This window comes from Faecalibacterium sp. DFI.5.82 (genome assembly GCF_029076575.1).
Classification (GTDB): domain Bacteria; phylum Bacillota; class Clostridia; order Oscillospirales; family Ruminococcaceae; genus Faecalibacterium; species Faecalibacterium duncaniae.
On sequence record NZ_JARFIS010000003.1, the window covers coordinates 172,242 to 195,181 of the forward strand.

A 22,940-nucleotide genomic window follows, 5' to 3' on the forward strand; every position below is an offset into this window, starting at 1 on the left:
CAGTGGATTCGTGCTATTCTACTAATAAATCTGAAAAGCAGCGGGAGGATTTTCTATGAATGCGCATAAAGCGACAATCACCAGCATTTTTGATGGAACCACATTGATTGAAATTCCATTTTTTCAACGTTCCTACGTCTGGGACAAATATCTTTGGGAGCGCTTCCTAAATGATATGGAATTCACGGTCAAAACAAAGTCCCCACATTTTCTTGGTACCCTGATTTTCAAAGACAACGGAACGCCAAAATCGTCCGAGCCTTATTCCACGCAGTTGCTTCTGATCGATGGTCAGCAGCGATTGACAACATATCTCATCTTCTTGAAAGTTCTCTGTCTAAAGTTAGGGCAGTCTCTTACATTTGATTCTCATTATCGATTTCCAGACACGAATGATTTGAGCCTTCAGCATGGAAAAAACGATCGTCCTGCCTTTGAAAAGGTAATGGGTATGACCGCACCAGTTTCTATTACAGATGACTTTTCAAAATCCCGTGTCGTTCAGGCTTACAACTTTTTTGTGGAATCATTGGATACATCCAAATTAAATTACACCACGATCGTTGGAAAAACTCACTTTGTTCGGATCGACCTGGATGCGAATGATGATGAACAGCAAATATTCGATTCTCTGAACTCTCTTGGAGTCAGCCTGACCACCTCTGAACTGCTCAAGAATTATTTTTTCAGTCGTAATAACCTGACAGATTATCAGACGATCTGGGAGCCTGTCTTTGATAATAGCGTCGCAACAAAAGAATACTGGGATACCATTATAGAGACCGGCCGCATTCGCCGTCCTCTGATCGACATCTTTTTTGATGCTTATTTTCAATTGTTCATCCAAAATAAAAAATACAGTATCAGCACAGAGGACAAACTGATTTATGCCCGCACAGATCGACTGTCAAATTCCTATCAGAGCTTTGTGGACAACTACTGCGGCGGAAGCAAGCAGATCATCCTTTCCTCTCTGAAGGAGTATGCCGAGTTGTTCCGTAAGACATTTCAGCCGGATATCTGCGATACTACAATTCCATCCACATTTGGTATCGAGCGGCTGAATGTGGTTATCTTCGGTCTAAAAACAACAACCCTGATTCCGTACGTTCTCTATCTTGCCAAAAATATTTCTGATACGAATGCTCTGAACCAGATGTATGGTATTCTTGAAAGCTACGTTATGCGTCGTATCGTGACCCATGCAACATCTAAAAACTATAACAATCTTTTTCTTTCTTTGATTGCTAATGAGATTCTGGATGCTGACGATCTGCGCACCCGATTACAGGCCGCTAGTGGAACGAATTCTTATATTCCGACAGATACTGAGCTTCGGGACGGTTTTGAACATTCTAAACTGATGAACCTTTATTCTAAAGGTGTTCATTATCTGATTGAAAGCCACATCCACCCTGCTCAGAGTGCTGTTGTGCTGCATGGTTTCAACAATTACAGTCTTGAGCATCTGATGCCCAAAAAATGGCGCAACAACTGGCCCGCCTGCCCTACCCCGCTGGACGCAGAAAAGAGAGATTCTATCCTTCTGACTCTGGGGAATCTTGCAATCATCCCGCAGTCTTTGAATGCCTCCATCCGGGACAGTGACTGGAGCACAAAGAAAGCCGGAAAGGGCCAAGAAAAGCCCGGTCTTACGCTCTGCGCATCGGGCCTTTCCACGCTTCAGGATGCCCTGACAAAAACGGACTGGAACGAGATTGAGATTCAGGCCCGTGCCCTCTGGCTTTACAAACAGGCACAAAGTCTCTGGAAACTTTAAACCATTCAAAAAATGCCGCCGCACGAATTTGTGCGACGGCATTTTCAGCTTCAATTACAGCATCCTGGAAAGGAAAGCCTTCAGACGAGGATGCTTGGGGTTCGAGAAGAGCTCCTGCGGGGGCTCATCTTCCTGGATCCTGCCCTCATCGATGAAGATGACGCGGTTGGATACCTCGCGGGCAAAGCCCATCTCGTGGGTGACCACCAGCATGGTGATGCCGGTGTGGGCCAGCTCCTTCATCAGCTCCAGCACCTCGCCGACCATCTCAGGGTCAAGGGCGGAGGTGGGCTCGTCGAACAGGATGACATCCGGGTCCATGGCCAGAGCACGGGCAATGGCAATGCGCTGCTGCTGGCCGCCGGAAAGGCTCTTGGGGAACACATTGGCTTTATCGGACAGGTCGACACGGGCCAGCAGCTCCTCGGCACGCTTGGAAGCCTCCTCCTTGCTCTTGAGCTTGAGCAGCTCCGGGGCCAGGCAGAGGTTCTGCTTGACGGTCAGGTGGGGGAAGAGGTTGAAGTGCTGGAACACCATGCCCATCTTCTGGCGCACGGCATCGATGTGGGCATCATCCACCTCGATGCCCTCAAACTTGATGGAGCCGCCGGTGGGGATCTCCAACCGGTTCAGGCAGCGCAGGAAGGTAGACTTGCCGCAGCCGGAGGGGCCGATCAGGCAGACCACATCGCCGCGGTAGATGTCGATGTCGATGCCCTTCAGGACATCCAGGGTGGGGGTGGGCTGCTTTGCGCCCTTTTTGGCCTCACCGCCGTAGGTCTTGGTCAGACCACGGACTTCCAGGATCTTTTCAGCATGATTAGCGGTCACCTTGCGCCATCCTCCTCTCAAACTTCGACAGCAGCCATGTAAAGAGCATGACTAAGACCAGATAGACCACTGCAACGCCCAACAGGGGGAACATGGCCTCGTAAGTACGGTTCATAATGCCCTGCGCCGCATACAGCAGCTCCTTGCCGCCGATAACGGTGATGAGCGAGGTATCCTTGAGCAGGACGATGAACTCGTTGCCCAGTGCAGGCAGCACCGCGCGGATGGCCTGCGGAATGACAATGACCACCATGGTGGTCATGTAGTTCAGGCCCAGGCTGCGGCCGGCTTCCATCTGGCCGGGGTCCACCGCCATCAAGCCGCCGCGGATGATCTCCGAGACGTAAGCGCCCGAGTTGATGCCCAGTGCCAGCGCACCGACCATGGTAAAGTTGCGGCTGTTGGAAAAGATGACCATGCTCATAATGAGCAGCTGGACCATCATGGGGGTGCCGCGGATGATGGTGGTGTACACCTGACAGACGGCATTGAAGAAGCCCAGCACCGGGTTCCTGCGGCCGGGACGCTGCTGGTCGTGCGCAACACGCACCAGTGCCACCACACTGCCCAGCACCACGCCCAGTGCCAGCGCAATGGCGGTGACCAGCAGCGTAGTGCCCACGCCCTGGATGTACTGCACCCAGCGGTCGTTCAGGATGAACGCCTGATAGAATTTGAAGAACATTTCCTGCCCGAAGTCCAGCTTCGTGCCGCTGTTGAGCAGCTCTTTCAGCAGTTCGTATTGTGCGGCCATTCGCATCCTCGCTTTCTAAAATTGTTAGAATTTTGTAACCTGTTCTTTCCAAAAAAGGGGAGGTGCCCCAGATGGGGCCGCCTCCCCGTGATACAAGGTACAGCTGAATTATTCAGCGGTGATGTACTTGTCCACGATGGACTGCAGGGTGCCGTCAGCCTTCAGCTCTTCCAGAGCGGCATTGACAGCATCCTCCAGAGCGGAACCCTTTGCCAGACCGATGGCGTAATCCTCCTCGGCGTAGCTGGTGTCCAGAATGACCAGACCGGGGTTGGCGGCAACGAACTCCTTTGCAGGGGCATTGTCGATGACAACTGCATCGACCTGGCCATTGTTCAGAGCCTGCACAGCGGTCAGGCCGTCGTCGTATGCGACCACAGCGTCATCACCGAAGTCATCAGAGCAGTAGATGTAGCCGGTGGTGCCGCGCTGGGTGCCGATCTTCTTGCCTGCCAGATCATCGGGAGAGGTGATATCAGAGCCCTCGGGAACGATGATGGACTGGATGCCGGTAGCGTAGCTGTCGGAGAAGTCCATCACAGCCTTGCGCTCATCGGTCACGGTAACGCCAGCCATGACGATATCGGCCTTGCCCTGCTGCACGCTCAGCAGTGCTGCGTCGAAGTCCATATCATCGATCTGCAGCTCCAGGCCCAGCTTCTCAGCAATGGCCTTGGCGGTGTCGATGTCGATGCCCTCAAACTCACCGGCATCGGTGGTCATCTCGTACGGAGGGAAGGCAGCGTTGGTGGCCATGGTCAGCTTGCCAGCCTCAACGGTGGTCAGCTCAGCGGCAGCGCTGGTGGAAGCAGCCTCGGAAGAAGCTGCACTGCTTGCAGTGGAAGAAGCGGTGCTGGAGGCGGAACCGCCGCAGGCAGTCAGAGCCAGAGCGGCAGCGGTCAGACCAGCGGCAGCCAGAAAGCTGCGGCGATTGATCTTTTTCATATTCAAACACTCCTCTGTTGATTGTATAATTTTTCACTTTCCCGGCACGATGCGCTTCATCGTGTCATCAAGGAACAGGATTAGTATATGTTGTACAAATAAAAAAGTCAAGTGTTGTGCAAAAAATCGGAACAAATGAAACCCTTTTGAAAACATTTATACATACAGCGTCCAATTCTCAATGTATATATACATTTTGTTCCTGTGTTTCTGTCATTCCGTTGTATTCTGCTAGTGAATCTTCCCACGGAACTTAATCCCGGACATTGACACCTTTTCCTTCTAATTGGTATAATCAGGCTGGAGCCATGGTAAAAACAGCCAAGCTCAAACCGCACTGCCCCGCCGGGATGCGGGGAGAAAGGATCCTGCTATGAAAAATCGTATACTGAAAGCCCTGGCCTCCTTTGGTCTGTCCGTCTGTGTGCTGGCAGGCAGTTCTGTGGTCAGCATGGCCGAAGAGACCCCGGGCAAAACCGAGTGCAAGGAACACACCTGGAAGACCACGACAGAGTATAAGACTGAGTGTGTGGAGACCACCTTCCAGCATAAGCTCCCCGATGGCACCACCGAGACCCTTACACTTTGCCCCGAATGCGGCAAAGTAAAGAACAACACCCAGCTGACCAAGGTAAACGGTGTCTTCTCCAACTTTTCCAACCTGACTGTTCACACCGGGACTCTGAAAAACGGTGAGCAGGTAATGACAGCAGCATTCTACTATCCCACTGTTATTGAACGGGTCATCTGCGAAAAGTGCGGCACCGTAAAGAGCGAGGAGGTCACCCCCGCCCGTGTGATGGCCCAGCCGGTCATTGCCAGCATCGAGGTACCTGCCAATACCGTTTCCGGCTACAGCCTGATGCAAATCAATGCCGACGGTACCGAAACACCAGTCAGTGTTTCCTACAACACCGAGCTGAACAAGGCATATTTCCGTCTGGATGTCACCACCGGGGCCCAGCTGCTGCGGATGGTTCCCACCACCTGATTTTCCCGCATAACCAACGAGACCGCCCGGTGGACGGTCTCGTTTTTGTTTTATCGGCGTTTCTGCGGCAGGGGGATGCCCAGCACCAGGGCAATGCCCACGGCCAGCGCCACGGCGATCTTGAAGGTGGAGATGCCGTTTGCCAGCGCCAGAGCGTTATCACCCTGAATGAAGTAGTAGGCGCTGTAATAGATGCCCGCACCGGGCACCAGCGGAAAGATGCCGGTGAGCAGGAACACCGTCACCGGTGCTCTGAGGGTCATCGCAAGGATGCGGGCCAGCAGCGTCAGCGGAATGACCGCCAGCAGCGAGGCTGCAAAGGCTTCCATCCCGAACAGCTCCGCGATCTCGTATACCAGCCACCCCACTGCGCCCACCAGCCCGCAGTAGGGCAGGGTGCGCCTGGGGCAGGCAAAGAGGATGGCAAAGCTCAGGGTGCCCGCCCCGGCCAGCAGGAACTGCAGGGCCAGACGGCCCAGCTGCTCCCCGGTGAAAAGAAGTTCTGTCATACCACGGCCACCCCCTTCAAAAAGGCATAGAGGCTCAGCACAAGGCCGGCGCCGATGGCGATGCTGGCCGCAATGAGCAGCGCGTCGATCATCCGGATTGTGCCGGACAGGTAATCGCCCTGCACAAAGTCCCGGATGCCCATGGTAAAGGCGATGCCGGGGGTCAGGATCATCAGGGTGCCGATGATGGCGTGACTGGCTTCAGTGCCCAGCAGGCTGCAGCCCAGAATACAGCACAGGGTGATGAGGGCGGCGGTGGAGATGGTTCGGAACCCGCCCCCCACGCCGTGCCGCCCGCAGAACAGCAGGTAGGCGTTGGCCGCAACACCGGCCGCAGCGGCGGCAAGCCCTGCTTTCAGGTCGCCACCAAAGATCAGCGCAAAGCAGAACGCGCCGCCCATGCCCGCCGCAAGCTGCACCCAGTCCTTCGGAAAAGGGATGCACCTGGCCTGAGCCAGCCGGGTCTCGGCCACATCGATGGTGTCCACTTCCCCGGACGCAATCTGGCGGGAAAGCTGATTCACCGCCGCCACCCGCCCCAGGTGGGTGGTACGGGTGGGCACGTTGCGCACCTCGCTCATCTCCGCCGTGCCTGCGCTGGCAAAAATGCCGTTGGTCAGCACATAGACATGGAACTCCCGCAGGTGGAAGCTGGCCGCCATGATCTCCATGGTCTGCTCCACCCGGAACACCTCTGCCCCGTTCTCCAAAAGGGTCTGACCGGCCGCCATAATAAAATCCATGATGCGGCGGCGCTGTTCCCCGTCCGGATACACTTCCCTCTCTGCCATGCTGTGGTCTCCTTAAAATTGGCATAAAAAATGACCGCCTCAACGTTTCAGTGCCTGAGCGGTCATTTTTCTTGACGAATCTATTTGTAGTATAGTCAATCTCCGGCGGCTTGTCAAGCAGGCACGCCGTTTTTTCAGAACTTGAACAGGTTCACGATCCGCTGCCACAGGCGGGTGAAGAAGTTGCCTTCCTGCACATCGGCGGTGGTCTGGGCGGTAACATCCGCAGCGGCGACCGTCTCACCGGTCTTATAGATGAACTTCACGCTGCCGGAAGCATCCTCGGACTTGCCGGCAAAGCTGGTGTAGTCCTCCAGACGGCTGGTCATCTCGTCCAGCACGGTCTTCAGGCCATGGATCTGCTCCTCGTCCAAAGCGCCGGTCAGCTTGGAGATGCCCTCCTCATTGAACTGGTTCAGGCCATCGTTCAGCCGGACCGTGCCATCGCTGAGCTGGCCTGCGCCATCATTCAGGGTGGTCACGCCGTCATACAGGGTCTTGGTGCCATCGGCCAGCTGGGCGGCACCGTCCTTTGCGGAGTGGGCACCGTCAGCGGCGGTGGCAACACCGTTGGTGTACTGGTTGACACTGGACACGAAATACTGGATCTGCGCCAGGCTGTTCTTCAGGGCACGGACATCTGCGATATCCTGGCTGTTCTCAGCCTGATACTTCAGCTCGTCATGCACGGTCTGCTTGGCGCTGGCAGTGCTCAGGTCAAGCATGGCGCTGAACATGGAGGGGTCGTAGCTCTGCATCAGCCGCAGAGCAGCTTCCAGGTCGTGGTTGGTCTTGGTTGCGGAGAGATACAGGGCAATGTCCAGCTGGCTGTCCTTGAAGCTGGGCTCCTGCTCCCAGACGGTGCGCACCATCTTCTTGCGGGCAGCGGCCAGTGTCTTTTCGTTCATGGTCAGCACTTCGTCAATAACGGAAGCGTAGTTGTCCCAGGTCATGGGGGTGTCGATCAGGCCGCCCTCCATCAGGGTGCTGTTGGCAGAGGCCAGAACGCCATCGGCCACCTGCTGGGCACCGGCCTGCAGGGCGGCGTTGTTGGAGCTCAGGGTATCCAGACCGTTGGTCAGCTGGCCCAGACCATCGTCCAGGGCAGAAGCACCGCTGTTCAGCTGAGAAGCGCCGTCCAGCAGGGCCAGGGTACCGTTGGCCAGCTGGGAAGCACCGTCCACCAGTTGGGCGGCACCATCCATCAGCTGGTTCATAGCATCGTTCAGCTGGCTGATACCATCGGTCAGCTCGTTGAGGCTGCTCAGGTCAAAGGCATTGGTGTCCAGCGCATCGGCGTTGGTGGCACAGGCCAGCATGACCTGCGGTGCGGTCAGGTTCTCGACATCGGCTTCCACGGTGACGCTGTCCTGCAGATAATCCTCCACAGTGGACAGGTCATCGGGCAGCAGACCGTCCAGAGAGTCCTTTACGCCGGGCAGGCAGACGAAAGCGGCCACGCTGCTCTTGGCGGCGGATTCCAGCATTCCGTGCTCGGCGCTCAGGTTGGTGGCATCCTGACCAAAGATCACGCCCACAGCAGTAATGAGCGGGGTGACAACGGTACGCTCCTTGCCGTTGACGGTCACGGTGCCGGTCTCGTTGTTGGTCAGGTCGACGGTCACGGTCAGGTGGCCGCTCTTGCCGATCAGGTTCTCAAGGCTGTCGGTCACGCCGTCCAGCGTATAGGTGACATTTGCGGTGATGGGCAGGGCCTTGTCGGTATTGCCCTTATAGTACACGTCGGTGTCGTCGGTGTTCCAGACCAGCTTTTCGCCGTCCTGGGTGAACGCGGCATCGCTCTCGGTGTTCTGGATATCGGTCAGGGTGCTCTCATCGGTGACATTGGACAGGCCGGAAGCGCTGTACAGGTGCTCGCTGACGGTGGTGGACTTGATGGAGCCGTCGGCGTTCATCACGGCGTAGACGGTCTCATCCTTGGAATAATCGGCCTTGGTGGCTGCAAAGGCGGGCAGGGTCATGCCTGCGGCGAGAGTCAGCGCCAGCGCCGCACTGGCGAAACGAAGCGATTTTTTCATGGTAATTACTCCTTATCAGACTTCTTGGCGTTGGAAGATTCAGGGACCAGCCAGTGCATGGTGGTGTGGCGGATGACCCAGTCCAGCAGCATCAGGGCAGCGGGCAGAACGACCAGAATGACAGCCATACTGATCAGTGCGCCGCGGGAGATGAGCCGGCAGATGCTCTGCAGCAGTTCCATCTTACTGATGGCGGCCACGCCGACGGTTGCGGCAAAGAAGGTCAGGCCGCTGGTCAGGATGGACTGGCTGCAGTGCTCCAGCGACTGCTGGGCAGCTTCCTGCGGGGTGCGGCCATAGCTGCGCTCCTCGTGATAACGGGTGGTCATCAGGATGGAGTAGTCCACAGTCGCGCCCAGCTGGATGGTGCCGATGACGATGCTGGCGATGAAGGGCAGCTGGGTACCGGTGAAGTACGGGATGCCCATATTGATGGAGATGGCGGCCTCGATGCTGGCAACCAACAGCACAGGGATGGACAGGCTCCGGAAGGAGATCAGGATGATGGCAGCGACTGCCATGATCGACCAGACGTTGACGTTCTTGAAGTCCACGTCCGCAACCTCGATCAGGTCCTTGGTCATGGCACCCTCGCCGGTGATGACACCGTTGGGGTCAACCGCCTTGATAAGGTCGTTCATCTCGGTCAGCTGGTTATTGATGGCATCGGTGCCGGTCTTATAGGAGCTGTTGGCCAGAATGAGCTTGTAGCCGCCGGACTGCAGGATCTCGGTCACGCTGTCGGGCAGCAGTTCGGTCTGGAAGCCCGGGCCGGTGATGGAATCCAGGCTCACCACCTGGGTGATGCCGTCCACATCCTTGAGCTCATCGCAGAGGTCCGACACCTGCGTTGCGGTCAGGTCCTCATCCACCAGAATAAAGTGGGAGGTGGTCATGCCAAAGTCCTCGCCCAGCTTGTTGGTGCCAACGATGCCGGTCAGATCCTGGGGCAGCGAGTCGAACAGGGTGTAGTAGACCTCGGTCTTTTGCTGGGCCACCACAAAGGGCACCAGCAGCACAAGAAAGACGGCCACGATGGGCATTGCGTGCTTGGAAACAAAGTAGCTGAGCTTGGTCAGCTTGGGCACGATGGTGCGGTGCTTGTACTTTTCGACCTGCTGATCAAAGGTCAGGATCAAAGCAGGCAGAATGACGATGGTGCAGATGACACCCAGCGCCACACCCTTTGCCATAACAACACCGATATCGCGGCCCAGCGTCAGGCGCATGGCGCACAGTGCCAGGAAGCCCGCAATGGTGGTCAGGGAGGAAGCGGTGATGGAGGTCATGGTCTTGCAGATGGCGGTCACCATGGCTTCCTCGTTGGAGGAGCGGAGTTCCTTTTCCTCCTGATAACGGTGGAGCAGGAAGATGGAGAAGTCCATCGTCACGCCCAACTGCAGCACCGTGGAAAGTGCCTGGGTGATGTAGCTGATCTGACCCAGGAAGATGTTGGTGCCAAAGTTGTACGCAATGGGGAACAGCAGGCCCAGCATGAACAGTACGGGCGTAATGGTGCTCTCCAGCGAGAGGAACAGCACCAGCATACTGGCACCCACAGCGCACAGGATGTACAGCGGCATCTCTTCATTGATCAGCGCCTTGGTATCCTGCAAGATGACGCTCATGCCGCCAAAGTAGCAGTCGTGCCGCAGCACCTGTTTGATCTGCTTGACGGCGTTCATCGTCTCGTCGCTGGCGCTGGGCGCATCAAACCGGACGATGAGCATGGTGGAATCATTTTTGCCGAACATGAACTGCTGGACATCCGCGGGCAGCATCTCGGTGGGGATGCTGGGGTCGATGACATCGCTAAGCCAGAAGGTCTGTGTGACACCGGGCACCGCATCAATGTCCTTCTTCATGGCGATCAGTTCATTGGTAGGCAGGCCTTCCACCGTGATCATACCGGTGGAGGCCAGGTGGAAGTCGTCCTCAAGCGCTACCTCGCCGATCATGGAGTCGAGCTCCTGCGGCAGATAGGTCAGGACATCATAGTTGATGCGGGTAGCAACCGCGCCGATTGCGGAAGGGATCAACAGCAGGACCGCTACTGTTAAGATCAGCTTGCGCAGACGCACGATGCTCTGTGCGATCTTTTTCATGGGAACCCTCCATACGAAAGTTGATTGGATCTGCCCTAAAAATGACCCGTGGTCATTTCTGAGCAAGCACTATTATAACCGATCGACGCAAGGTGTCAAGATAAAAAATGACCAAAAGTCAGTTTTCTTATCACAAAGCAAAAATTGTATAGCTTGTCCGGGGGCTTTTGCTCTTGCGCTCTTCCCTTCTCCCTGCTAAAATATTGTTTACACGACAAAACAACGTCAGAAAAGAGGATGCAGCAAGCTATGAGCACCGTGGAAGGAAAGAAACAGGAAAAGCGCCGCGCGCTTCTGGATGCAGCTTACGAGCTGTTTCTGGAGCGGGGCACCTCCAAGACCAGCGTGGAGGACATCACCTCCCGCGCCAAGGTGGGCAAGGGCACATTCTACCTCTATTTTGCCGATAAGGGTTCGGTCACGCAGGCCCTGCTGGCCCGGGTGAGCTACCAGCTGCTGGACAACGCCTGCACCGCTGCCGAGCAGCACGCCGCCGAGCTTACCAGCTTCCCCGACCAGATGATCTTTGTCATTGACCATATCATCGAAGCCCTGCGCGCGGACACCCTGATGCTCCGCTTCCTGGAGCGCAGCTTTGTCTGGCCCGGGCTGGATCAGATCGAAGCCAGCGGCGAGGCCGAGCCGCTGATGCGCAAGGTCCTCCAGATCGTGATGTGCAGCCCCGAGATGGCGGGCCGCACCGAGCGGGAGATCTACCAGCGCATCACCGCCCTGGGCAGCATGTGCATATCGGTGTGCTATACCTCCGTGTTGGAGGGCAAGCCCGACAACATCGACAACATGAAGCCCATCCTCTACGACATCATCCGCCGGGCACTCTGAGCGCCTCTCCCCTGCCAGCCCCCCGCAAAGGGGCCTTTGCGCCAATCCCCCGGGGCAAAAAACGGAAAAGGCAGACTTTTTTCAAAAAAGCCCTTGCAATTGCGCGAAAAATGTGGTATCATACTCAAGTCGATACGACATCTGGACGGTTAGCTCAGCTGGTAGAGCATCTGCTTGACGTGCAGGAGGTCACAGGTTCGAGTCCTGTACCGTCCACCATACAGTTCGTACTCGAACCCGATTCTTTACGAGAAAGGGTTCGGGTACGTTTTTTGTTTATCGGAAATTCTGCGGAAGGACTACACAGAGCGTTAAACGAGCAAAGGCAGGGTATCACTATGACGGTGGTATCCTGCCTTTTTGCTTTGTATTTCCCTATATTGCGCTTTTCGGACTAATCGTTGCGTACGTCCGTACATGGTCGGTACGCACGTACGCAGGAAAAAGGGCAGGGTCTGATATATAACAGTAGTCTTTCATTGTGTAATATGATATACTCAAGTCAACATAACAATTGTGAACGAGCGCAATTTCAAATGGACATCAATCGTATTTTAAGTGAACGAGCTATCTAAAAAAGGAGGTATTTGCTATGAAAAAAACGTCGAACATTTGGGTTCGCAGAGGTCTTTTGCTTCACCGTTTGCATGGACAGGAATTGGCATTAGCTCTCCTATTAAAGCAAAAACCGATGTCTGCTCCACAAATTTACTCGTCCCTTTTGGAAAAAGAAATACGCTTTGACCGCAAGAAGATTGGAAAACTTTTGGCAGACCTTGAATGGTGGGGAGTTGTCTCTAACGATAGTGGTGTATATAGCTGCCAATGTGCTGTGCTGGATAACTGTCAAGAGAGCTATAACGAGAGCCAGTTGATTGATTTGATTGGGTTGACTCAAAACACTGTGAATGGCCAATCTTTTTATAGTTCTATACCTCCGATGAGCGTCAGTTCTCGTGGACCCAGTGGTGCATAATTGTGTGATTTCCAAATAGTAAGAAGCAGGGTTTGGGGCAGGCACGCCCCAACAAGAAGCTGTCCCAAAGGGGCAAGAATTTTCAAGAATTGAAAATTTGTGGCCACGGGACGATTCTTGCTCTCACCTTTTTCGCTGCGTTTCGCAATTTTCACATTTCAATCTGCTCGCAGATTGTTGACAAGCTGCGCTTGACCCGATACTATAAAGGCAAGTCGAATACGCGCCAAGGAGGTGCAACCATGACCGCCGTGATCTACGCCCGCTATTCATCCGACAGCCAGCGTGAAGCGTCCATTGAGGGACAGCTGCGCGACTGCAAGGACTACGCCGAGAAGAACGGCATCACCGTGGTCGGCACCTACATTGACCGTGCCTACTCTGCCAAAACGGATGACCGCCCAGACTTTCAGCGGATGATTAAGGACAGCGCAAAGAAAATCTTCGATGTGGTTCTGGTCTGGAAACTCGACCGCTTTGCCCGGAATCGGTTCGATGCCGTGAACTACAAGTACCAGCTGGAAAAGAACGGTGTCCATCTGGTGTCTGCCATGGAACCCATCTCGCAGGGGCCTGAAGGCATTATGGTGGAGAGTATGCTGATTGGCATGGCGGAATATTATTCCGCCGAACTCGCCCTGAAAGTGGCGCGCGGTGAGCGCGAAAACGCCCTCCAGTGCAAGTACAACGGCGGTGTGGTGCCGCTGGGCTTCACCATCGGCAAGGAGGACAGGCTGTACCATATCGACCCGGAGACGGCTCCCATCGTGCAAGAGATCTTCACCCGGTATGCCGACGGCGAACCGGCTGAGAAGATCGCAGCATCCCTGAACGAGCGCGGCCTGCGTACCCGCACCGGGAAGCCGTTCGTAAAGAACAGCTTCTTCCAGATCTTCCGCAACCGCCGCTACATCGGCGAATACCGCTACAAGGACATTGTGACGCCGGGCGGCATTCCGGCCATTGTTGACCAGGACCTGTTTGACCGGGTGCAGCAGCGTTTTGAGCAGAACAGGATCGCCCATGGTCGGCCTGCAAAAGAGGATGTGAGATATCTGCTGACCACCAAGCTGTTCTGTGGCAAGTGCGGCACCCTGATGGGTGGCGAAAGCGGCACCAGCCACATGGGAAACACCTACTATTACTACAAGTGCGGCAACGCCAAACGCCACGGCAAGGCGCACTGCGACCTGAAAGCCATCCGCAAGGAGCCGCTGGAGCGGTTCGTGGTGGACACCGCCATTAAGGTGATTTTTAGCGACGAAATCATCGAACGGCTGATAGATTTGGTCATGGAAGCCCAGCAGAAGGAGAACACCCGGCTGCCTGTCCTGAAAGACCAGCTCAGGGACACAGAGAAGCGGCTGGCAAACCTTCTGGAAGCCATTGAACAGGGCATCCTGACCCCGACCACCAAGCAGCGGCTGGACGAATTGGAAGCCCGGAAAGAAGCCCTGAACACCAGCATTCTGGAAGAAGAGCTGAAAAAGCCCGTCCTGACCCGTGAGTGGATTCGGTTCTGGCTTGAAAAATTCCGCAAGGGTGACGTGGGCAGCACGGAACACCAGCGGCAGATCATTGATACCTTTGTCAACTCGGTCTACGTCTTTGATGACCGGGTCGTACTCAATTTCAACTTCACGGATGATGCCAAAACGGTCACCCGTGAGGAAGTGTTGGGTTCGAGTGCTGTGGAGAATGCTCCACCATACAGTTTGTACCTGAACCCGATTCTTTACGAAAAAGGGTTCGGGTATTTTTTTATTTCACAAGATGTTCTCTATGCCGAGAGTATGCAGGACGGTAAACAGGAACGAACAAAGGCAGGGTATCGCCATGATGGTGGTACCCTGCCTTTTGCTATTCTTCATAGAGTATGGTATACTCAGCTCAACAATTCAGAAGTTGGCATGGAGATTTATATGAGAAACTATGAAATCGAAAACGAAATGTACCGCAGGGCGGTAGAACTGATTGAAACACGGTATCCTGTCGGTTGGGGTGGTGCTGGTGTCGTGCATACATCGAATGGAAATTATTACACAAGTGTCAGCATTGAGACTGCTAACGCATCTGCTGTTTTGTGTATCGAGACAGGTGCAATGCTTGAAGCACATAAATTCAATGAAAAGGTAACGCATTGCATGTGTCTTGTCCGTAAAGATGAGAAATCCCCCTATCAGATATTGTCTCCGTGCGGTATTTGCCAGGAGAGATTAAGATACTGGGGTGAAGATGTGCAGGTAGCAGTTACCGCAGAAGAGGAAAAAATCAAATTCGTACAGCTGAAAGAATTGCAGCCCTATCATTGGACAAAAGCATACCCCGCTGAAGAACTTGAACATTGGAACGAATAAGTTCGCCGCACATCCTCATCGCATCGGGGAACTGCCCATGGGGCGGTTCTTGCTTTCACGCTTTTAGGAAAAGTGTTCGGGTACTTTTTTGTTTATTGGAGGTTTGCGTTTGCGCCAGTAACAAACACCCCAGTGGGGTGTTTGAGCAACAGAACGGTCTGTGTTAGCAGATGGAGGGGCTTCGCCCCAACAAGTTCTGAAAAAAGACTACTCAGAGCGATAAACAAGCAAAGGCAGGGTATCATCATGGCGATGGTATCCTGCCTTTTGTTTTGATATGTTTTATCAGTAGATCACAGCATCCGTTGCAGTATAGCCTTCGAGAGAATTCTCCTTGACCTGAATACAAATATAAGTGATCTCAGAATTGCTTGCAGCAAAGAACTGACGTTTTGCCACGGGAGAAATCTTCAGCCAGTCGCCTGCTGCAAGGCTGATTTCTTCGCCATCGATAACGACCTTGCCTTTGCCGGAAAGAACACCGTAGATTTCCTCATTTGCCTTGTGGGAGTGGACAAACGGAACATTTGCTCCCGCAGGAAGCGTATTCAAGCTGATCTCCGCACCAGTCAGGGCGAGCTTTTCATGGAGCTCCGTCCGATTTTCTTTTCCAACTGTCATTTTTGTGTAGCTTGCCATTGTAAGCACCTCCATTTTGATTCGCAATCTTTCATTGCCTGAGCTAAGTATAGAAGCTCACACATTCAAAAACAAGTACGCACTTTTTTGTAACTGTACACTCAAAAATGAATGTGATATACTATATACAGAGGTGACTGATATGCGTACAAAAGAAGAACTGCCGGAATGTCCGGTTGCAACAGCAGTATCCCTGATTGGCGGAAAATGGAAACTCTTGCTTCTGCGCAATCTGAAAGAGCGTCCATGGAGATTCAATGAGCTGCAAAGAAGCATCGACGGGATCTCGCAGAAAGTTTTGACCGAGAGCTTAAGACAGATGATTGATGATGGGCTTGCCTACCGTCGTGATTATCACGAGAATCCTCCCAAAGTAGAATATGGGTTGACCGATCTCGGAACGGAAATGTTACCAATCGTCAATGCACTTGCAGACTTTGGCAATTACTATAAATCAGTCGTTGATCGGTCATGATCGATATTATGAAGTAGGGTTTGGGGCAGGCACGCCCCAACAAAACCGCGTTTGTGAAGCAACAAACGCCCCAGTGGGGATTTCAAGCAACAGAACGGTCTTGCGCAGCAAGATGGAGGGGCCTCGCCCCGGCAAGTTCCTGCGGAAGGACTACTCGGAACGGTAAACAAGCAAAGGCAGGGTACCGCCATCACGGTGGTATCCTGCCTTTTGATATTATAAGTTCAGCAGATCGAAAATTATACTGGGACTTCCGGGCGTTCGAGGTTCTAATGAACCATCAGTCCTTCTTCTCTGCAGTGCGGGCAAAGAAGTTGGCAAGGACAGCACCGGAAATGTTATGCCACACAGAGAACACCGCACCGGGGATGGTTGCCAGCGGATACTGTGCAAAGTGGGCAGCGGCCAGAGAAGTGGCCAGACCGGAGTTCTGCATACCGACCTCGATGGAAATTGCACGGCACTTAGTGGAGTCCAGCTTCAGCAGCTTGCCCACGCCAAAGCCGGTGAGGTAGCCCAGCAGGTTGTGCAGGATGACCACGGCCAGGATCAGCAGGCCGCTAGTCATGATCTTAGCGGAGTTTGCGGACACAACGGCGCAGATGATGAGCACGATAGCAGTGGTGGAGATCAGCGGCAGCACACGGACGGCATTCTGGGTGAACGCATGGAAGAAGTGATTGACCACAAAGCCCAGTGCGATGGGAACCAGCACCACCTTGACGATGGACAGGAACATATTCACGGGGTTCACCTCCACGCGCTGACCGGCATACAGCAGAGTGAGCAGCGGGGTGAGGAACGGAGCCAGCACGGTGGAAACAGCAGTCATGCCAACGGACAGTGCAACATCGCCCTTGGACAGATAGGTCATCACGTTAGAGGAGGTGCCGCCGGGGCAGGTACCCACAAGGATGACACCGATGGCCAGCTCAGTGGGCAGATGGAACACCTGCGTCAGCGCCCATGCAAGGAAGGGCATCAGGGTGAACTGTGCAATGCAGCCGATGATCACGTCCTTCGGGCGGCTGAACACCACCTTGAAGTCGTCCGGCTTCAGGGTGAGGCCCATGCCGAACATAACGATGCCCAGCAGGGTGTTGACCCATGCGGTCTTTACCACGCTGAATGTGCCGGGGAAGAACAGGGCCAGCGCTGCCACCACAATGACTATGCCAGCCATATACTTGCCTACAAAGTCGCTTACTTTTTCCAGTGTTTTCATGTTAAACTCTCCTTTTCCAGGTCCTGATTTTTGCGGATGCAAAGGCAATGAAACATCCGGAAAATGGCTTTCCCGCAAACAAAAACGCCTTTGTCCCTTACGGTTTGTAAGAGACAAAGGCGTAGATCCTCTGCGGTACCACTCTTATTGCCGGTGCAAAGCCCGGCCCCTCAGTGCGCATCCAACAATGCGCGGCCCGTGATAACGGGGGCCTGCCGTTCCCGCTTACTGGGGCGCAGATGCCGCCCATTCAGCCGGAAAGCTCGGAGAGGATCTTCCCACGGACACCCTGCACTGCCTTGCACCATCCGGCAGCTCTCTGCAGCATTCTTTCCGGGTACTCTTTCTCGTCATAGCCGAATATTTCACTGCCCCGGAGTATACTCCCCTGCAAGGGGAAAGTCAAGTGATATGGCCCGTCGGATTTTTCATCTGGTTTGCATCCGGAGTGAAAGCATTTCAGACAAGGGCAGTGCCGGGGTCTGCGGCAGACGATGCGGAGGCAAAGCAGAAGAGGCCGCCTTATCCGCACAGCGAACAAGTGATATACCAGAAAGCTCGATCTTACGGCTGATTTCGCAACTTTTTCTGTCAAAAAGTGGTTAAGCTACAGCAAAGATTTTTCTTTTTGTGCTTTCGGTTTTCCGCGGAGCATTCTTTCATCTGCTGCTGCGTGAAGTTGATTTTTCTCAATTTTACACGGTATTCCGTAAAATTGTTCGTTCTCGTTTTCCGGTTCGTCTTCTTACTGCACCACCGGTTTCACCGGACATGCAAAACACGCCGCCAAATTTTGAAATTTTGGCTGTTTATTTTGAAGCCAAGAGATGGTATATAAATTTTGTCAGAACATTTTGCGGGCAGCGAACCTGCATTCATGCAGCCGTTCCAAAGCGGCGTGACAATTTTGATAGAGAGGTGATTGGTGTGTTTTGGTATCATTGTGTTATGGAACGACTTTATCATCCCGCGTGTGGTGCGTATACATCCTTTGGCATCGCCGCGTATTCTACATCTCACGGACGACACCGAAAACTGCGGTTCATCTCAGATGTCTCCGTTGCCCCAGTGCAGGTCCTTCGCCTGGCCGCGCGCTGTACCGCGTGCCAGCTCGATCCGTCTCAGCTGATGGATGTAGTGGAGGATCTGCTGGCGGAATAAGGCCGCTTTTTGCGGGAGGAGTTTTTTCTGTCACAATTCTATGGTATACTGGTAGAAAAAACGCCGGAGGATACCACCATGGCAGAAATGAACCAGGCCCAGCGGGAGGAAGAGCTGGCCCGCCGTGAGGCACTGCTTGCCCAGCGAGAGGCCCAGCTGGAAAAGGAGCAGGCAGAACTTGCCGCCGCCAAAGCCCAGAGCGCCGAGAGAAAAAAGACTCTGCTGGACAACAACGACCCGAATTTCGTCAACCCCAAGGAAAAGCTCTACGATAAATTCCCCCTTACGGTCCACCAGATGGACATCATCATTGGAGTGCTGTTTGCCCTCATTCTTCTGTTTCTGGTGCTGGGCATGACACACACCAGCTTTTTCGGGCTGTTCGGCGGCTGAACCCTGCCCACCCCACCCGCACAGGAACCAATAAACGCACGAAAGCCCCGGCCGGAGCCGGGGCTTTCTGTTTGCTGCAAATGCCTGTTACAGCAGGACGTATTTCAGGATGAACAGAACGGTCAGCACATACATCAGGGGGCTGATCTTCTTCTCCTTGGCCTTGCCGGTGATGACATTCAGCAGGGTCCAGGAGATGACACCGATGGCGATGCCCTCAGAGATGCTGTATGCAGTGGGCATTGCCAGGATGGTCAGGAATGCGGGGATGCCCTCAGCAGGATCGTCGAACTCGATCTTCAGGGCAGAACCCATCATGTAGAAGCCAACGATGATCAGGGCCGGAGCGGTCGCAAAGCTGGGGATGGTCAGGAACAGGGGGCTGAACACCACGGCCAGCAGGAACAGCACACCGGTGGTCATGGAGGTCAGGCCGGTGCGGCCGCCCTCGGTCACGCCGGAAGCGCTCTCGACGAAGGTGGTGGTGGTGGAGGTGCCCAGCACGGCACCGGCACAGGTGGCGATGGAGTCGGCCATCAGTGCACCCTTGATGTTGGGCAGCTTGCCCTCCTCATCCAGCATGTCGGCCTTGGAAGCAACACCGATCAGGGTGCCCAGGGTGTCGAACAGGTCAACGAAGAGGAAGGAGAACATCACGGCAAAGAAGTTCAGGATGCCCACGCCGGAGAAATCGGTCTTGAACACCTGACCAAAGGTCTTGCCCAGAGCAGAGAAATCGAAGCTGATGAAGCTGGTAGGGATGACACTGTACATACCGGCATCGGGGTTGGGGATGTAGATGCCGGTCAGCTCGCAGAGGATGCCCAGCACCCAGGTGATGAGGATGCCGTACAGGATGCCGCCCTTGACCTTTTTGACCAGCAGGATGGCGGTGATGAGCACGCCCACCAGCGCGAGGATCGCACCCACGCCGATGCTGTGGAAGGTCTCGCCCTTGAAGTGCTGATAGGTAACAAGGGTGGAATCGCTGTTCACGATCAGCTTTGCGTTCTGCAGGCCGACGAAAGCAACGAACAGGCCGATACCCACGCTGACAGCGCTCTTCAGGGTCATGGGGATGGCATTGAAGATGGCCTCACGCACATTAGTCAGGCTCAGCACGATGAAGATGATGCCCTCTACAAAAACGGCCATCAGGGCCAGCTGCCAGCTGTAACCCATGGTCAGGACGACCGTGTAGGAGAAGTAGGCGTTCAGGCCCATGCCGGGAGCCAGAGCGAACGGATAGTTGGCCAGCAGAGCCATCAGGGCAGTGCCAACGAACGATGCCAGCGAGGTGGCGATCAGGACCGCATTGGCATCCATGCCCGAAGCGGACAGGATGCTGGGGTTGACCGCAAGGATGTAGGCCATCGTCATAAAGGTGGTGACACCCGCCATGAGTTCGGTCTTGACATCGGTGTGGTTTTCTTTCAGGTGAAAGATCTTTTCTAACATGAAAGTTCCTCCTGTGTTATAGTAAAAATAAAAACCGCCGCGTGGGAACCGGCGGAAAGAACAGCTCCCATTGTAGCAGAACTGTTCCCACCTGTCCATGGTCGAAACACAGAAAATTCACGAAAAGTTCAAACTTTCTTGTATAGGTATGACTTATCTGAGGGCTTTTTGGCGTTTTATGGAATTTTTTCTCTCCGGTTATGGAGTTTGTGCCGCTCCGTATATCCCCATAGTCTGTATTTGCGATAAAATCCACCTCCTATTCACAAGAAAGCGCCCCCGCTCACTGCGATCTTACAGTGAACGGGGGCGCTGTGCTTTTTCAGGGAACTCAGTCGTTGATCTCAGGGAAGCCTTCCAGCTTGGAGGTGCACTGGGGGCAGCGGACGGCCTTGATGGAGATCTCGCTCTGGCAGTAGGGGCAGACCTTGGTGGTCGGCTCCGCAGGAGCTTCCTCGGCCTCTTCCTTCTTCTTGTTGAACACGGCGTTGAAGGCCTTCAGCACCAGGAACAGCACAAAGGCAACGATCAGGAAATTGATGATCGCACTGATGAAAGAGCCGATCTTCAGATCAACATCGCCGATCTTGACAACAACTTCAGAGAAGTCATTGTTGAAGAACAGACCGATCAGCGGATTGATGACATCGCCCACCAGAGAATTCACGATTGCCGTGAATGCCGAGCCGACGACCACACCAACTGCCATATCCAGCACGTTGCCGCGCATGGCAAAGGCCTTGAACTCCTCAAAAAACTTTTTGACACCCTTGATCTTTTGTTCTGCCATATTGCAATACCGCTCCTTTTCACACCCCGCAATGGGATCTTGTTGGTTCTATAATAATAGAAAAGAGCGGATTTTGCAAGAAAGAATCTCCGTAGGCCCGGGAGGCTTACACCTGATGCTCTGCGATCCACTGGCCCATCTGCTGGGCGATGGCCTTGATCGAGCCATCCTCAAAGGGAACCTTCAGCCCGGCGGTCTGCATCAGCTCTGTGTAGCTGGCCAAACCGGCGCAGCGCACCAGCTTGAGGTAGCGCTCCCAGGCATCCTTGTGGTCCTTGAGGCTCAGCAGGAAGAACTGCAGCGCGGCCATGGTGGACAGGCAGTAATCAATATAGTAGAAGGGGCACTCATAGATGTGGAGCTGACGCTGCCAGCCGGCACCGCGGCCATAGAAGGGCAGGTTGTCGAAATCGATCCAGGGGCGGTACTTGTGCTCCAGCTCCAGCCAGACGGCGTTGCGCTCATCCGGGGTGAGGTCGGGGTTCTGGTACATCCTGTGCTGGAACTCGTCCACGATGCAGCCATAGGCCAGGAAGAGGAAGCTGTCCTCGGCGTGGAGCAGGGCGTATTTCTCAGTGTCCTTGCCAAAGAGCAGATGGTGCCAGGGAGCCGTCAGGAACTCCATGGCCATGGAGTGGATCTCGGCGCTCTCCATGCCGGGGCACTCGAGGTCTGCGGGGACCTTGGGGTCACGCTCGGCCACATAGCCCTCAAAGGCGTGGCCGCACTCGTGGGTCAGCACGTCCACGTCAGCAGAGGTGTTGTTCCAGTTGGCAAAGATAAAGGGGGCCTTGTAGGTGGGCAGGCTGGTCATATAGCCGCCGGACATCTTGCCGGGGCGGCTCTCCACGTCGAACAGCTCATTGTCCTGCATAAAGTCAATGAATTCTGCGGTCTCGGGGCTCAGCTCGTGGTACATGGTGCGGGCGGCGGCCATCCGGGCATCGTAGCCGGGGATGGGAGAGGGGTTGCCATCCTGAAACGCCACAGGCAGGTCGGAGAAGGTCAGGTGGGAGATGCCGGTGCGCTTGCAGCGCAGCTCGATCACCTTTTTCAGCTCGGGCACCACATCGCTGGCCACCTGGTCGCGGAACTTCCGGATCTCGGCAGGGCCGTAGCCGATGCGGTTCATCCGCACATAGGAAAGCTCGCTGTAATCGTGGTAGCCCAGGATCTGCGCCTGTGCGTTCAGGTTCTTGACGATTTTGGTGTACAGGCCGTCCAGCTCGTCACGGTGGGCATCAAAATACGCGGCCTCGGCCTCGTAGGCGGCGCGGCGGACGGCAGGGTCCAGGTTCTCCTTATAGGGGCCCAGCTGGGGAATGGTCAGCTGCTTGCCGTCAAACTCGACCAGTGCGCCGCCATACACCTGCTGGTACTGGCTGACAAGGGCGTTGTACTCCTTCTGCAGCTCCACGGTGCGGTCATCCATGCCCAGCACGGCGTTCTTCATACCGGCCACGCAGGTGGTGCCAAAGGCTTCGGTCAGCGCATCCACATGGGCGTTGGCCAGAAATGCCCGGCTGATCTCCACCCGTGCGTTCTCCACGGCGGGGCCATTGGCATCAAAGAAATCCTGCTCGGCCTTCCAATAAGCGTCACGGGTGTCGCAGGTGTAGTGGATGCTTGCCAGCTGTGCGGCGGTGCTGTAATCGGCAAAGGCGTGGCTCTGCTCGTAGTAAACATTCACCAGCTCCTCGCCGCTGGCGGCCCCGGCGGCCTTGGCGGCCAGCGCCTTGCACTGGCCCAGCAGGGCATCAATGTCCGGGCGGGTATAACTCATTTCGCTGAATTTCATGGGATTCATCCTTTCGTTCCTTCTTGTCTGAGTGCTGAACCCATATTAGCACGTTTGGGGAAAAAGGGCAATGGAAAAGA

General features: G+C 54.8%; 20 protein-coding genes, 1 tRNA gene and 1 other annotated feature. Of the genes, 9 read left to right on the forward strand and 12 right to left on the reverse strand.

What is annotated here, in order from left to right; genetic code table 11:
- Window positions 1–55 precede the first annotated feature (55 nt).
- Window positions 56–1,780: a DUF262 domain-containing HNH endonuclease family protein gene (locus tag P0G09_RS06480; protein ID WP_275252253.1), complete on the forward strand. Its 1,725-nt coding sequence runs from the start codon at window positions 56–58 to the stop codon at window positions 1,778–1,780.
- A 54-nt stretch (window positions 1,781–1,834) separates the two neighbouring features.
- Here P0G09_RS06480 and P0G09_RS06485 read toward each other — a convergent pair whose 3' ends face one another.
- The 3 genes from P0G09_RS06485 to P0G09_RS06495 form a co-directional block, all read right to left on the reverse strand.
- Complete coding sequence (locus P0G09_RS06485; RefSeq protein ID WP_156070181.1) at window positions 1,835–2,569, reverse strand: amino acid ABC transporter ATP-binding protein; 735 nt, start codon at window positions 2,567–2,569, stop codon at window positions 1,835–1,837.
- 31 nt (window positions 2,570–2,600) lie between these two features.
- Window positions 2,601–3,365 carry an amino acid ABC transporter permease gene (locus P0G09_RS06490; RefSeq protein ID WP_097773339.1) on the reverse strand — a complete coding sequence of 255 codons (765 nt, stop codon included), beginning with the start codon at window positions 3,363–3,365 and terminating at the stop codon, window positions 2,601–2,603.
- Between the two features lie 108 nt (window positions 3,366–3,473).
- Window positions 3,474–4,310, reverse strand: a complete 837-nt coding sequence (locus tag P0G09_RS06495) for an ABC transporter substrate-binding protein (protein WP_097773338.1) — start codon at window positions 4,308–4,310, stop codon at window positions 3,474–3,476.
- Between the two features lie 373 nt (window positions 4,311–4,683).
- On the opposite strand from P0G09_RS06495, the gene P0G09_RS06500 reads away from it, so the two are divergent.
- On the forward strand, window positions 4,684–5,301 hold the full coding sequence (locus P0G09_RS06500) for a hypothetical protein (protein ID WP_156059792.1): 618 nt from the start codon (window positions 4,684–4,686) through the stop codon (window positions 5,299–5,301).
- Between the two features lie 50 nt (window positions 5,302–5,351).
- Here P0G09_RS06500 and P0G09_RS06505 read toward each other — a convergent pair whose 3' ends face one another.
- The 4 genes from P0G09_RS06505 to P0G09_RS06520 form a co-directional block, all read right to left on the reverse strand.
- Window positions 5,352–5,810, reverse strand: coding sequence for a threonine/serine exporter family protein (locus P0G09_RS06505; protein WP_156059793.1), 459 nt, complete (start codon window positions 5,808–5,810; stop codon window positions 5,352–5,354).
- Window positions 5,807–6,601, reverse strand: a complete 795-nt coding sequence (locus P0G09_RS06510; RefSeq protein WP_275252255.1) for a threonine/serine exporter family protein — start codon at window positions 6,599–6,601, stop codon at window positions 5,807–5,809. Before P0G09_RS06510 ends, P0G09_RS06505 begins: the two co-directional genes overlap by 4 nt.
- 134 nt (window positions 6,602–6,735) lie before the next feature.
- Window positions 6,736–8,640 (reverse strand): hypothetical protein, encoded by a 1,905-nt coding sequence (locus P0G09_RS06515; protein ID WP_275252256.1) that lies wholly within the window; start codon window positions 8,638–8,640, stop codon window positions 6,736–6,738.
- Window positions 8,641–8,645: 5 nt separating this feature from the next.
- Window positions 8,646–10,745 (reverse strand): MMPL family transporter, encoded by a 2,100-nt coding sequence (locus P0G09_RS06520; RefSeq protein ID WP_275252258.1) that lies wholly within the window; start codon window positions 10,743–10,745, stop codon window positions 8,646–8,648.
- A gap of 249 nt (window positions 10,746–10,994) precedes the next feature.
- Between P0G09_RS06520 and P0G09_RS06525 the strand changes: the two genes are divergently transcribed.
- The 4 genes from P0G09_RS06525 to P0G09_RS06540 all read left to right on the forward strand — a co-directional run bounded on the left by P0G09_RS06525 (window position 10,995) and on the right by P0G09_RS06540 (window position 14,921).
- The gene (locus tag P0G09_RS06525) at window positions 10,995–11,588 is read left to right on the forward strand and encodes a TetR/AcrR family transcriptional regulator (RefSeq protein ID WP_275252259.1); all 594 of its coding nucleotides are present in this window, start codon (window positions 10,995–10,997) and stop codon (window positions 11,586–11,588) included.
- A 143-nt stretch (window positions 11,589–11,731) separates the two neighbouring features.
- Window positions 11,732–11,807, forward strand: a tRNA-Val gene (locus tag P0G09_RS06530).
- A gap of 373 nt (window positions 11,808–12,180) precedes the next feature.
- A complete protein-coding gene (locus P0G09_RS06535) occupies window positions 12,181–12,564 on the forward strand; it encodes a hypothetical protein (protein ID WP_154256266.1) in 384 nt (127 codons plus the stop codon).
- A gap of 242 nt (window positions 12,565–12,806) precedes the next feature.
- Window positions 12,807–14,921, forward strand: a complete 2,115-nt coding sequence (locus P0G09_RS06540; RefSeq protein ID WP_275252261.1) for a cytidine deaminase — start codon at window positions 12,807–12,809, stop codon at window positions 14,919–14,921.
- 285 nt (window positions 14,922–15,206) lie between these two features.
- On the opposite strand, the gene P0G09_RS06545 is transcribed toward P0G09_RS06540, so the two are convergent.
- Window positions 15,207–15,560, reverse strand: a complete 354-nt coding sequence (locus P0G09_RS06545) for a cupin domain-containing protein (protein WP_080788749.1) — start codon at window positions 15,558–15,560, stop codon at window positions 15,207–15,209.
- A 142-nt stretch (window positions 15,561–15,702) separates the two neighbouring features.
- Between P0G09_RS06545 and P0G09_RS06550 the strand changes: the two genes are divergently transcribed.
- Entirely contained in the window at window positions 15,703–16,035 is a 333-nt protein-coding gene (locus P0G09_RS06550) for a helix-turn-helix domain-containing protein (protein WP_005943481.1), read from the forward strand.
- A gap of 280 nt (window positions 16,036–16,315) precedes the next feature.
- On the opposite strand, the gene P0G09_RS06555 is transcribed toward P0G09_RS06550, so the two are convergent.
- On the reverse strand, window positions 16,316–17,260 hold the full coding sequence (locus P0G09_RS06555) for a bile acid:sodium symporter family protein (RefSeq protein WP_275252262.1): 945 nt from the start codon (window positions 17,258–17,260) through the stop codon (window positions 16,316–16,318).
- 106 nt (window positions 17,261–17,366) lie between these two features.
- Window positions 17,367–17,623: a binding site (T-box leader), on the reverse strand.
- 267 nt (window positions 17,624–17,890) lie between these two features.
- Between P0G09_RS06555 and P0G09_RS06560 the strand changes: the two genes are divergently transcribed.
- A complete protein-coding gene (locus P0G09_RS06560; protein WP_275252263.1) occupies window positions 17,891–18,421 on the forward strand; it encodes a DUF6514 family protein in 531 nt (176 codons plus the stop codon).
- 78 nt (window positions 18,422–18,499) lie between these two features.
- Window positions 18,500–18,814 carry a hypothetical protein gene (locus P0G09_RS06565; RefSeq protein WP_097773328.1) on the forward strand — a complete coding sequence of 105 codons (315 nt, stop codon included), beginning with the start codon at window positions 18,500–18,502 and terminating at the stop codon, window positions 18,812–18,814.
- An 87-nt stretch (window positions 18,815–18,901) separates the two neighbouring features.
- On the opposite strand, the gene P0G09_RS06570 is transcribed toward P0G09_RS06565, so the two are convergent.
- The 3 genes from P0G09_RS06570 to P0G09_RS06580 form a co-directional block, all read right to left on the reverse strand.
- Complete coding sequence (locus tag P0G09_RS06570; RefSeq protein ID WP_156066003.1) at window positions 18,902–20,272, reverse strand: NCS2 family permease; 1,371 nt, start codon at window positions 20,270–20,272, stop codon at window positions 18,902–18,904.
- Window positions 20,273–20,603: 331 nt separating this feature from the next.
- Window positions 20,604–21,062, reverse strand: a complete 459-nt coding sequence (gene mscL / locus P0G09_RS06575) for a large conductance mechanosensitive channel protein MscL (protein ID WP_005935290.1) — start codon at window positions 21,060–21,062, stop codon at window positions 20,604–20,606.
- 106 nt (window positions 21,063–21,168) lie between these two features.
- Entirely contained in the window at window positions 21,169–22,860 is a 1,692-nt protein-coding gene (locus P0G09_RS06580; RefSeq protein ID WP_275252264.1) for a M3 family oligoendopeptidase, read from the reverse strand.
- Between the last annotated feature and the right edge of the window lie 80 nt (window positions 22,861–22,940).